Source organism: Brachybacterium muris, assembly GCF_016907455.1.
In the GTDB taxonomy this organism is placed as follows: Bacteria; Actinomycetota; Actinomycetes; order Actinomycetales; family Dermabacteraceae; genus Brachybacterium; species Brachybacterium muris.
Window position 1 is genome coordinate 1,920,059 of record NZ_JAFBCB010000001.1, and the last position, 11,387, is coordinate 1,931,445.

The window sequence follows — 11,387 nt, forward strand, 5'->3', positions numbered from 1 at the left end:
CCGCGGTCAGGCCGGCCCGCCGTACTGCAGCGCCGTCTCGCCGTAGCTCTTGGTGCCGTCGTCCGCGTAACCGTCCGGCCAGGAGATCGGCCGGGTGCGGGATGAGCGCTCCACCACCACCACCGCCTCGGGGGCCAGCGCCGACAGCAGAGTGACCAGCAGCGATTCGACGGCCTCGGTGGCGACCTCGTAGGGCGGGTCGATGAACACCAGGTCCCAGCCGGCACCGGCATCGGTCCCCGCCCGCCCATCAGGCACGTCATCGCCATCGACCCGCGCTGCGGGGAGGTCATCGACCATTGTCTCGGCCCGCGCTGCCCTCACCTCAGTACGGTCCTCCAGCCCGAGCGCCCTGGCAGAGCGTCGCAGCTGCTGGGCGCTCGCACCGTGCGCCTCCACCAGCAGGGCGCTGCGGGCCCCGCGGGAGAGCGCCTCGAAGGCGAGGGCCCCGGTGCCGGCATAGAGGTCCAGCACGCGGGCCCCGTCGATCGCGTGCCAGCCGGCCAGACGGGAGAACAGGGCCTCACGCACCCGGTCGGTGGTGGGACGGGTGCCCTTGCCGGCGCTGCCGGGTATGGGGCGGCCTCCCAGCTCGCCCGCGATGATGCGCGGCATCTCAGCTCCTCTCCACGTCGGGGTCGGCGTCCTGGAGCCGCCGTTCGATGGCAGCCACGAGGTCGGGATGGGTGAGCAGGTCCGGGTCCACGTCCACCACCGTCCGGGCATCCTTGCGGGCTTGCTCGATGGCGTCCACGTCACGCAGTACGTCCAGGTAGCGCAGGGTACGGCCCAGGCCCGACTGCTCATCGCCCACCAGGTCACCCGCTCCGCGGTGCTGGAGGTCCAGTTCGGCCAGGGCGAATCCGTCCGCGGCCCCGGCGATCTGTTCCAGGCGCTGCGAGGTCTCCGATCCGGGGACGGCGCGGGTGTCGAGGAAGGCGATGCCCGGGTGGGTGCCGCGTCCCACGCGACCGCGCAGCTGGTGCAGCTGGGAGACGCCGAAGCGCTCGGCGTCCAGCACGATCATCACCGAGGCGTTGGGGACGTCCACCCCCACCTCGATCACTGTGGTGGCCACCAGCACGTCCACCTCGCCTGCGACCACGCGGGCCATCACGGCCTGCTTCTCCTCGCTGCTGAGACGGCCGTGCAGCACCGCGATCCGGGCGCCGGCCAGCTCCGGACGGGAGGCCAGCCGCCGCGCTGTCTCGGTGACACCACGGGCCGGGAGCTGGGCTTCCTCCGGGCCGACATCGGGGTCGAACAGCACTCCCTCCGGCCCTGCTCCCCCGGCACCGGCCGTGTCCCCGCCATCAGCGCCCGCCTCATCACCTGGTCCGGGATCCGGGGTCGTCCCCTCAGCGGTGTCCGCGCCACCGGTGCCCGTCTCGTCGATGCGGGCGCACACCACGAACACCTGTCTGCCGGCGGCGACCTCCTCGCCTGCGCGCTGCCACATGCGCTGCTCCCACTTGGGCAGGTCCTCGTGCACCACGAAGCTCTCCACGCCGGCCCGCATGCCGGGGCGGTCGCGCAGGGTGACCACATCGAGGTCGCCCATGGTGGCCAGTGCGGCCGTGCGCGGGATCGGGGTGGCGGTCATCACCACCATGTGGGGACTGGCGCCGCCGGGCCCCTTGGTGCGCAGCTGCCGTCGGTGGTCCACACCGAAGCGGTGCTGCTCGTCGATCACCACCAGCCCCAGGGAGGCGAACTCCACCGACTCGGTGAGCAGCGCATGGGTGCCGATTACGATGCCGGCCTCGCCGGAGGTGACGTCCAAAAGAGTGCGTCGTCGTTCGGCGGTGCGCTGGGAGCCGGTGAGCAGCCGCACCCGGGTGGCGTCGGCGTGGCCGTCCAGCTGCCCGGCGCGGGAGAGGTCCCCCAGCAGATCGGTGATGGTGCGGTGGTGCTGCTCGGCGAGCACCTCGGTGGGGGCCAGCAGTGCCGCCTGGTGACCGGAGTCCACGGCCCGCAGCATGGCGCGAAGTGCGATGACCGTCTTGCCGGAGCCCACGTCGCCCTGCAGCAGGACGCTGGTGGGGTGGTCCCGCTCCAGCCGTTCGATGATCTCCTGGCCCACGTACTGCTGCCCCTCGGTGAGCTCGAACGGCAGTCGCTGATCGAAGGCGGGCTGCAGGGGTCCCTCAGCGCGAAGCGCCGGGGCGGGGGTCCGGGCATCGGCCACCCGGCGCTGCGCGAAGATGGTCTGCAGCACGAAGGCTTCCTCGTACACCAGGTGACGCTTCCCTCTGTCCACGTCCTCCCAGGTCAGGGGCTGGTGAAGCAGGCGCATCGCCTCGGGCAGGCGGTCGATGCCGCGGCTGTCCAGAAGTTCCCTGGGCACGGGCTGCTCGAGGTTCTCGACGTGGTCCAGCGCCTTCCGCATCGCACTGCGCACGGTGGCAAGGGCAATGTTCTTGCGCAGCGGGTACACGGGGCGCGGGCGGCGCGCCCGGATCCGGCCGGCGTCGGTGTCCTCGAACTCCTCGTACTGGGGGTGGGTGATCTGTGGGCGGTCGCCCATCTTGTCCCAGCCCACGGTGCCCCACACCATCAGCAGCTTCCCGGGGACCAGGCTGCGTCGATGCCAGGCCACCTGCCCGGGGTTGTAGAGGAAGAAGGTCAGGGGGATGTCGTCGGTGTCGTCGGTGACGCGGGCCTCGAGGATGGTCCCGTGGCGGCTGCGCATCCGGCGCTCCTTCACCGAGACCACCCGCACCTCGGCGCTGACCTCCATGCCCACGTGCACGTTGCGCAGGTGCTCCAAGGGAGCCGGGGTCACGTAGCGGCGCGGGGCCTGGCGGAGCATGGTGTCCAGGTCCAGCAGGCCCAGCTGCTTCATCGCCGTGGCCTCCTTGCCGGCCAGGATCGCGGCGAGCTGGGGCGTGAGCCGGGGGAGCTTCTGCCTGCTGCTCATCAGGACCCTTCTGGCCGGACCGGGGCGCGGAGAGCGGGCGGCAGCCGGCTGGGGGCTGTGTTGAGCGCTCCGACGTGGGACGATGGGTCCCTGGACCGCACCATCGTGCCACTTCGCCGGCGCCTTGTGTCGGAATCCACAACCCGGAGTGGCGCTGCGCCCCTTCTGGTGGGAGGTCACCGTGAGATACACTTCCCAGGTTGCCCCGACCTCCTGGGTGCTCCGCGCCCGTCCGATCTCAGGTCACCGCCTCCGGTGGAGGCTCCCGTGCCAGCGGCCGGCGAGCGGACACCATGGCGTGGGCACCCGAACAGATTTCTATTCCTCAGGAGACTGACAGTGGCTTCCACGTGTGACATCTGCGCCAAGGGCCCGAGCTTCGGCAAGAGCGTGTCCCACTCTCACCGCCGCACCTCGCGCCGCTGGAACCCGAACATCCAGAGTGTGCGCACCCTGATCAACGGCACCAGCAAGCGTCTGAACGTCTGCACCTCCTGCCTCAAGGCTGGCAAGGTGCAGAAGCTCGGCGCCTGAGCTTCGCGGCGGGCACGCGCCCGCATCGCTCGAAGGCCCCCGTCCGTCACGGACGGGGGCCTTCGTCTTTCCCGCCGTCTGGCCCACAGTCGCGTCCGCCGTCCGTTCCACGCTGCCCCGGTCGAAACCGATGTCGGGCAGGCCCCTCAGGTGAGCCAGTCGCGGATCTGCTGCTGCACCCCGGCAGCGGTGTCCGCGTAGAACTCCGCCTCCTCACCGCCGGCGGCAGCGACCCGATGGAAGTGGGCGGAGGTGAAGAACACCTCGTGCAGCAGGTGCGCAGCCCGGCGGCGCAGCATGGCCGTGCGCAGCTGAGCCGCATCGGGCACACCTCCGCCGGCCGGACTGCTGAGCGGCTCCCCGAGCTCAGCTCTCGCCTCGACGTACACGTCCACCTGATGCTCGATCTGGTTCTCGTCCAGCTGCACGTACCAGGGCTCGGCCTGGATCTGGCCGCCGATGAAGGCGAGGTCCCGGGCAGGATCCCCGCGGTGGCTCCACTCCCAGTCCACCAGGCGCGGCACTCCCTGCTCGTCCACGAGCACGTTGGCGGCACTCGCGTCACCGTGGACCAGCAGGCGCTCGGCGTGGTCGAAGGCGGAACGGGCCGATTCCTGGTGCCGCAGGACCGCCGGCCACAGCTCCTCCAGGGTCCGGGCGGCATCGGGCTCGTTGGTCCTCCACCAGGCAAGCGCCTGCTCCGCATCCCGCACCGGGTCACCGACAGCGGCCAGGGCGGTGGCGTCGGCGCCGCCGTGCACGTGCAGGCGCGCCAGCTGCCGGGTCAGCGCCGCCACCAGATCGTCGTTCCAGTCCGCGGCGGGCAGGCGGCGGCCAGGGACCCGAGTGGTGACGACGAACGCCAAGGGCTCCTCCGCGGTGGGCTCGTGGGAGCCGATCGAAGCGGCCGAGAGTCCCTCGGGGACGTGTGCGAGCACTGCGAGCTCAGCACCGAGGGGGTGGGTGAGCTGGGCGATCGGGCGAGTGGGGACCTTCACCACCAGTTCGAGGGCCGGATCGCCACCGCGCACCACAGACCAGGCGCGGAAGGACTCCCCGCTGCCGAGCGGGTGCACCTGCACCTCACCCGGGCCCGGCATCGCCGTGCTCGCCTGGCCATGCCCCGCCACGTGCACGGGCAGGGCCTTGGTCCACCAGTGGTGATGGGCGGCGGCGAGCGCGGCCACCTGGTCGGCGTCGAGCTGGGGCGGGAGCACGGTGCGCGGATCGATCATGCTCACCATGTTCGCAGGACTCCGTGGCCCAGCTGGCCGGATGGTCCGGGCGCTGCCGCCGTTCTCACACGCCGAAGGCGAGTTTCGCGGCCACCAGCAGCATCACGATCCCCACTCCCGCATCGAGCAGTCGCCACGTGGAGGGCCGGTCCAGGACTCCAGCCAGCGCCCGGGCCCCGAGGCCGAGCGTGGTGAACCACACGGCACTGGCGAGCATAGCGCCGGCGGCGAAGGCCCACCGCAGCTGCCCGAACTGGTTGGCGATCCCGCCGACCATCAACACGGTGTCCAGGTACACGTGGGGGTTCAGGAACGTGAGTGCGAGGGTGGTCAGCACCACCGATCGCGCGGAGGCGGCGCCTGGGCCTCGAGTCTGCCGGGCCTGACCGCGGAGCGGAACGACCGCAGGGCGAAGAGGATCAGGTAGACCACGCCTCCCCAGCGCAGCACGGTCAGGAGCCAGGGTGCAGCAGCAGCGAGAGCCCCGATCCCAGCGGTTCCCACGGCGATCAGCGCTATGTCGGCCAGTGCGCACAGGGCGATCACCGTGCCGATGTGCTCTCGGCGGATGCCTTGACGCAGCACCCAGGCGTTCTGGGCACCGATCGCGACGATCAGGCCCAGCCCGGTGCCGGCGCCCGCGAGGAGCACCGGCACCAGCTGATCGCTCACCGGAGCATCATCCCCGGTCCGGGAGCAGGCGGCATCATGCGGGCTGCTCCACCTCGACCTGGTCGAAGGTCGCGGTGTCGATGACGGCGCGGAAGAACACCTCGCCCGCCACCACCTTGTCGTACATGGCGTCCGCCTCGGTCACACCGATGGTCTCGATCTGGGCGGCGATGCCGTGCTCGGCACAGAAGTCCAGCATCTCCTGGGTCTCGGCGATACCGCCGATGTTGGAGCCGGCCAGCACCTTGGAGCCACCGATGAGGGAGCCGAAGCCCAGCTTCTGCTGCTCCGGCGGCAGCCCCACCACGGCCATCACGCCGCGCGGGGTGAGCAGGGAGAGGTACTTGTCCACCGGGATGTCGGCGCTGATGGTGTTGAGGATCAGGTCGAACTCGCCGCGGTGGTCGCGGAAGAAGCCGTCCTCGGTGGTGGCGAGCATGCGGGTGGCGCCCATGTCGATCGCCAGCTGCTCCTTCTTCAGGCTGCGGGAGAGCACGGTGACCTCGGCGCCCATCTTGGCGGCGATCTGCACACCCATGTGGCCCAGCCCGCCCAGTCCCAGCACGGCCACGCGCTTGGCACGTTCGCCGTCCTCGGACTGGACCTTCTCCCCGGCGTCCCAGCGGGCCAGTGGCGAGTAGGTGGTGATGCCGGCGCACAGCAACGGGGCCGCGACGTCGAAGTTCAGGGCATCGGGGATGCGCAGCACGAAGCGCTCGTTGACCACGACCTTCTCGCTGTAGCCGCCCTGGGTGATGGTGCCGTCCACGTCCTCGGCGTTGTAGGTGCCGACGGAGCCGTTCAGGCAGCTCTGCTCCTCGTCCATCGCGCACTGCTCGCATTCGCCGCAGGCGTTGACCAGGCAGCCCACACCGACGCGGTCGCCCACCTTGTACCGGGTGACGTCCTCACCGACGGCCTCCACGATCCCGGCGATCTCGTGGCCCACGCACAGGGGGAAGTGCGCCTCGCCCCACTCGTTGCGGATGGTGTGGATGTCGCTGTGGCAGATCCCGGCGGCCTTGATGTCGATCACGACGTCATCGGGACGCGGATCGCGGCGCTCGATCTCGGTGACCTGGAACGGCTGGTCGGGACCGGTCTTCTGCAGGGCCTTGACGGTGAAGGGCATGGGATCCTCCTCGGGGTGCGCTCAGGGAGCGCAGCAGTGTGATCGTGACGGGTCAACGGTAGCCGTCGACGGTGGGAGTGGGATGACAGGAGTGCCGAGACTGAGATCGTCGGCCCCGGAGCAAGCGCCCGGGTTCCTCCCCAGCGTTGCGTCGTCCCCAGTGCGGTTGCGGGGCTTGGTTTGTCGGAGCCTGTTCCTAGTGTTGGGTGCAGGTGGAAGGGCCAGGTCATTGGCCTTTTCGTGATCAGTGATCCCGTGAGTGCAGGGAAGGGGGTGGGGGGAGATGCCGTCGTACAGCTTCGGTCCGGGCGGGCTTGTCGAGGAGCCTCGTCGCGTGCCCCGCCGCGCTCCTGTCACCATCGGCGGCCCGCCCCCATCGCCTCCCAGGTCCACGGTGCAGGCGCGTACCCCGCTCACGGAGGAGACCGTCGCCGAACGGGCAGGAATCGACGCCGACACCCCGCAGGGTGATGCGGCCGTGCGCTTGCTCGCGCTCCAGCGTCACCAGTCCGCCGAGCACGCCCGCCTACTGCGTGAACTCGCACCACTATGGGTGGCACCCGAGGACGGTGAGTCCGCCCCGGATGACCGTGAGGAAGCAGACCTCGTGGTCGCGGTCGCCCTGCGCACCACCACAGTGCGGGCCGGGACCCTGCTGCGCGACGCCCATCTGGCCATCGACGAACTACCGCGCCTGTTCGCGCGCCTGGAGGCCGGGGACCTGCCGGTGGAGTGGCATCAGCGGATCCTGCGCTCGGTGCGGGAACTCACCCCGGCCCAGCGGTCCGAGCTCGACACTCGCGTGGCGGCCTGGGACCTCGCCTCGATCCCCGTCCAGCGCTTCCGTCGTGAGCTGCGGCTGCTGATCGCCTGGCTCCACCAGGCCGGGCAGAACGCGCCACGCCCGGAGGACCTGCGCGACGTCGCACTCGAGGGATCCCTGGTGGATGACGGCACCGCGACCCTGCGGATCACCGGCCCGGTCCCCGAGATCCTCTCCCTGGCACGCCGGCTCGACGCGAGTGCCCGCGCTGTCCAGGACCATCAGCGCCGCGCCCTCGCCGACGGCGCCCCGATCCCCTTCGACCCCGACGGCGCCGCGGCCCTGAACGGGTCACCCCTCACGTTGGCTGCCCTGCGCTACGCGATCCTCACCGGATCCGTGCTCGAGACCGGCGGCATCGAGGTTCCCACCGAGCGGTTCCGCCTGAACGTGACCGTGCCGGTGATGACCCTGATGGGGTTCTCCGACGCCCCCGGGGTGGTGGACGGCACCGTCCCTGTCCCCGCCTCGATGGCCCGCATGATCGCCGCACGCGAGCCGTTCTGGTACCGGGTGCTCACCGACCCGGTCACCGGCACCTTCATCCCCGCCGCGGCCAGCAGCTACCGGCCACCCACCGCGATGCTCGAGCACCTGCGCATGGAGAACCCGGTATGCGCGGTCCCCGGGTGCACCCGCGCCAGCACCAGCCGCGCCGAGGCCGACCACATCCAGGAGTACGACCACACCGACCCCGCCTCCGGCGGCCCGACCTGCGTGAGCAACCTCCACCTGCTGTGCTTCACCCACCACCGGTTGAAGACCCGCGGGATGATCGACCCGGTACGCGGACCCGACGGCACCACCCGCTGGAACATCGGCACCGAACGGGATGATCGGTCTCGAAGCCCCGGCAAGAACCGACCTCGCGCCACCGCGAGCATCCCCGCGAACCGTGATCTCGCCACGCCCACCCTGGCCTCGGCACTGCTGGACGCCTGGGAACAGCACCACTGGGAACAAGAGATTAAAGCCCTCATGCGCAACGGCGCCTTCGACGAACCCGACGAGCTCGACCACGAGGACTACCTGCGCCGCACCGCACCGCCGCCGTTCTGATCTGCGCTGCCGTTCTGACGGAGGGCAGTGGATCGCGATCGCGCTACGGCACCTCTATGCGCTCACTTCGGATCGCGACCGTGCCAGCGGTCTGGAGACGGATGATCCATCAAGCGTGATCAGCCGAAGTGGTCGAACCCCTCGCCGGTGATCGGTTCACCGTCCAACAGCACACGAGGGGCCGGCTGGCCGACGTGCTCGCGGATCACTCCGATCACCCGGAACCCCTGTGGCACCGCGCCAGGGGCGAAGGTGGCGAGCATCGCGTGCTCCTCCCCGCCGTGCAGCACCCAGTCCCACGGGTCTGCATCCAGCACTGAAGCCGGCACAGCCAGTGCGTCGACGTCACCGCCCAGGGCCGTGGCGTCGAGGTCCACCTGCACGCCGGAGGCGACGGCGATGCGGCCACCGTCGCGCACCAGTCCGTCGGACAGGTCCATCATGGCGGTCGCTGCCCTGCCGCTCGCCCATCCCAGGGACAGGTCCGGATCCGGGGCGTTGTGCCAGGCCACCAGTCCCTCCAGCTGAGTGAGGAGAGCGGGATCCAGCGGGGTGGTGGCGGGGTGGGAGGGCGGAGCCGCCGGAGTCCCGCCCGTCCCCGGGGCGATGAGCACCGTGCCGTCCCCCTTCACCTGGACCCTTCCGGAGAGCACCGCTGCCAGGCCAGCGGCGGAGCGTCCCAGGGCGGGGCTGCCGATGGCGAGGACATCCCTGGGGCGCGCGCCGCTGCGCAGCACTGCCCGTTCCCCCTCCCTGAGTGCCCCGACGGCGGTGATGGTGAGGGTGGGCCTGTCCGCTCGCCCCAGGTCGCCGCCCACCAGCTGGGCGCCGTCCTCCCTTGCACGCCGGGTGAGTCCTTCGGTGACCTGCTCGAACCAGTCCACCGGGGTGTCCGCGGGCATGGACACGGCGGCGACCAGGGCGATCGGCCGGGCGCCCATCGCGGCCACGTCGGCCAGGTTCTGCACGGCGGCCTTGTGGCCGATCCAGCGCGGACAGGTGGTGTGCGCGAGGAAGTCGAAGCCCTCGACCATGGTGTCGGTGGTGATCACCAGTCGGGTACCGGGAAGGTCCACCACGGCAGCGTCATCCCCCGGCCCCACCTCGACCCGATCGCCCCCAGGGACATGGGTGAGCAGCCGGGCGAGGATCCCGGCTTCGCCGAGGTGCTCGCTGGTCCCCGGGCTCTGCTGCTGGCTCATGCCCCCAGTGTGCCGGAGGGACCGGGTCTCGTGCGCCGGGCGCGCAGCGTGCCGTGCCTGCACCGACGGTAGGCTCGACTGGTGCCCCTTCGATCCTGCCCGTCCACCCTGCACGCCCGTCCGTGCCGCCCCCGTCGTGCCCGACTGCTCGCGGCCTCTGCTGTGGTGGCGCTGCTGGGTGGCCTCGCGGCCTGCGGCACGGTGACGGTGCCGGCCGGGCCTGCGGCCTCGGACCCGCTGTGCGCTGAGATCGTGTTGGGAGCACCGCACGAGATGCTGGGGCTGGAGCGCAGCGAGACCAGTTCCCAGGGCACCGTGGCCTGGGGTTCCGGCGAGGACACCGTGGTGCTGCGCTGTGGCGTGGAGCCTCCCGGCCCCACCACCGATGCCTGCACCCGCTTGGAGGACCCCAGCGGCGTGCAGGTGGACTGGATCGTGCGCGAGCAGGACGAGATCGTGCTGCTGACCACCTACGGGCGCGTCCCCGCGGTCGACATCTCCGTGCCGCGCTCCGTGGCCCCGGATCAGCCCTCGGCCGCCGCCCTGGACATGGGCCGCCTGGTGGATGCCACGATCCCCGCCATCGACCATTGCGTGGGCGCCGGCGACGTGTCCTGAAGACCGCCCGCGGCGACCCGGTCCTCGCAGGAGGTTCGGATCGGTACGGGCAGCTCCGCGCTGGTCAGCGCAGGCCGATACGGCGGGTGAGCGCCTGCTCCACCAGATCCGTGATCAGCGCGGTGTAATCCACGCCCATGTTGGCCCACAGCACCGGGAACATCGAGTACGGGGTGAAGCCGGGCATGGTGTTGACCTCGTTGACGATGACCTGGCCCTCGTCGGTGACGAACACGTCCACCCGGGCCAGCCCTTCCAGCCCCAGGATCTCGAAGGCCTGGGCGGCCACGTGCCGCACCTCCTCCAGCACCGCGTCCGGCAGCTGGGCGGGCACCTGGATGTCCACGGTGCCCTTGCCGAAGTACTTGGACTCGTAGTCGTAGAACTCGAGGTCCTCCCCCACCTTCACCTCACCGGGCACGGTGGTGCGGGGCTCGGCGCCGTCGATGCCCTGGAGCACACCGCACTCGACCTCGCGTCCGGACACGGCCTGCTCGATCACCACAAGAGGGTCCTGGGCGAAGGCCGCCTGGAGGGCGGCCTCCAGGTCCTCCTCGCGCGTCACGCGGGTCACGCCCAGGCTGGAGCCTGCGCGGGAGGGCTTCACGAACCAGGGCAGGGGGTGCTCCGTACGCAGGTGCTCGAGCACGGCGCGCGGCTGGCGCTCCCACCGGTCCTGGTGCACCACGATGCCGGGGGCACAGGTGAGCCCACCGGCCTCGAGGGCGCGCTTCGTGCTCGCCTTCTCCATGCACAGGGCGGAGGCCAACACACCGCTTCCCACGTAGGGCACGTCCAGCAGGTCCAGCGCACCCTGGATGGTGCCGTCCTCGCCGTACGAGCCGTGCAGCAGGGGGAAGACCACGTCGATCTCGGCCAGGGGTTCCACGCGGCCGTCACGCACCACGCGCAGCAGCATCGGTTCGCCGGGGCGGTGGGCCGCGGCCGGCAGCAGCACCTCGGGGCCGTCCTCGGTGACCTCAGGGGCGCGCCCGCCCACCATCGACCACGCCGCGGGATCGTCGGATACCTGCACGTACCGGCCATCGCGGGTGACCCCCACGGCGATCACCTCGTACTTCTCGCGATCGATCGCGCCGAGGATGCCGCCTGCGGTCACGCACGAGATGCCGTGCTCCCCGCTGCGGCCGCCGAACAGGAGTGCAACGGTGGTCGTCATCGGGCCAGCGTA

At 71.0% G+C, this 11,387-nt stretch carries 9 protein-coding genes and 1 pseudogene; 3 read left to right on the top strand and 7 right to left on the bottom strand.

Going from position 1 to position 11,387, the window contains the following annotated elements:
• Nucleotides 1-6: 6 nt before the first annotated feature.
• Nucleotides 7-615 (bottom strand): RsmD family RNA methyltransferase, encoded by a 609-nt coding sequence (locus JOD52_RS08885; RefSeq protein ID WP_204409550.1) that lies wholly within the window; start codon nt 613-615, stop codon nt 7-9.
• A 1-nt stretch (nt 616) separates the two neighbouring features.
• A complete protein-coding gene (locus tag JOD52_RS08890; protein WP_204409552.1) occupies nt 617-2,920 on the bottom strand; it encodes an ATP-dependent DNA helicase RecG in 2,304 nt (767 codons plus the stop codon).
• Between the two features lie 339 nt (nt 2,921-3,259).
• Here JOD52_RS08890 and rpmB point away from each other — a divergent pair, with 339 nt between their 5' ends.
• A complete protein-coding gene (gene rpmB, locus JOD52_RS08895) occupies nt 3,260-3,454 on the top strand; it encodes a 50S ribosomal protein L28 (protein WP_017824130.1) in 195 nt (64 codons plus the stop codon).
• A gap of 146 nt (nt 3,455-3,600) precedes the next feature.
• Here the strand turns inward: rpmB and JOD52_RS08900 are convergent, their stop codons facing one another.
• The 3 genes and pseudogenes from JOD52_RS08900 to JOD52_RS08910 form a co-directional block, all read right to left on the bottom strand.
• Complete coding sequence (locus tag JOD52_RS08900; RefSeq protein WP_338124128.1) at nt 3,601-4,689, bottom strand: phosphotransferase family protein; 1,089 nt, start codon at nt 4,687-4,689, stop codon at nt 3,601-3,603.
• A gap of 64 nt (nt 4,690-4,753) precedes the next feature.
• A pseudogene (locus JOD52_RS08905) lies at nt 4,754-5,361 on the bottom strand (LysE/ArgO family amino acid transporter).
• A 34-nt stretch (nt 5,362-5,395) separates the two neighbouring features.
• Entirely contained in the window at nt 5,396-6,493 is a 1,098-nt protein-coding gene (locus JOD52_RS08910) for an NAD(P)-dependent alcohol dehydrogenase (RefSeq protein ID WP_204409556.1), read from the bottom strand.
• Nucleotides 6,494-6,887: 394 nt separating this feature from the next.
• On the opposite strand from JOD52_RS08910, the gene JOD52_RS08915 reads away from it, so the two are divergent.
• Nucleotides 6,888-8,375, top strand: a complete 1,488-nt coding sequence (locus JOD52_RS08915; RefSeq protein ID WP_204409558.1) for an HNH endonuclease signature motif containing protein — start codon at nt 6,888-6,890, stop codon at nt 8,373-8,375.
• Between the two features lie 119 nt (nt 8,376-8,494).
• Here JOD52_RS08915 and JOD52_RS08920 read toward each other — a convergent pair whose 3' ends face one another.
• Complete coding sequence (locus tag JOD52_RS08920) at nt 8,495-9,577, bottom strand: thiamine-phosphate kinase (RefSeq protein ID WP_204409560.1); 1,083 nt, start codon at nt 9,575-9,577, stop codon at nt 8,495-8,497.
• A gap of 81 nt (nt 9,578-9,658) precedes the next feature.
• Here JOD52_RS08920 and JOD52_RS08925 point away from each other — a divergent pair, with 81 nt between their 5' ends.
• Nucleotides 9,659-10,195: a DUF3515 family protein gene (locus tag JOD52_RS08925; RefSeq protein ID WP_259886125.1), complete on the top strand. Its 537-nt coding sequence runs from the start codon at nt 9,659-9,661 to the stop codon at nt 10,193-10,195.
• A 64-nt stretch (nt 10,196-10,259) separates the two neighbouring features.
• On the opposite strand, the gene JOD52_RS08930 is transcribed toward JOD52_RS08925, so the two are convergent.
• Nucleotides 10,260-11,375 carry a D-alanine--D-alanine ligase family protein gene (locus JOD52_RS08930; RefSeq protein WP_204409562.1) on the bottom strand — a complete coding sequence of 372 codons (1,116 nt, stop codon included), beginning with the start codon at nt 11,373-11,375 and terminating at the stop codon, nt 10,260-10,262.
• Nucleotides 11,376-11,387 lie beyond the last annotated feature (12 nt).

Coding starts and splice junctions, on each gene's coding strand:
- JOD52_RS08885 (WP_204409550.1), bottom strand. CDS start 615: ATGCCGCGCATCATCGCGGGCGAGCTGGGAGGCCGCCCCATACCCGGC.
- JOD52_RS08930 (WP_204409562.1), bottom strand. CDS start 11,375: ATGACGACCACCGTTGCACTCCTGTTCGGCGGCCGCAGCGGGGAGCAC.
- JOD52_RS08920 (WP_204409560.1), bottom strand. CDS start 9,577: ATGAGCCAGCAGCAGAGCCCGGGGACCAGCGAGCACCTCGGCGAAGCC.
- JOD52_RS08900 (WP_338124128.1), bottom strand. CDS start 4,689: ATGATCGATCCGCGCACCGTGCTCCCGCCCCAGCTCGACGCCGACCAG.
- JOD52_RS08890 (WP_204409552.1), bottom strand. CDS start 2,920: ATGAGCAGCAGGCAGAAGCTCCCCCGGCTCACGCCCCAGCTCGCCGCG.
- JOD52_RS08910 (WP_204409556.1), bottom strand. CDS start 6,493: ATGCCCTTCACCGTCAAGGCCCTGCAGAAGACCGGTCCCGACCAGCCG.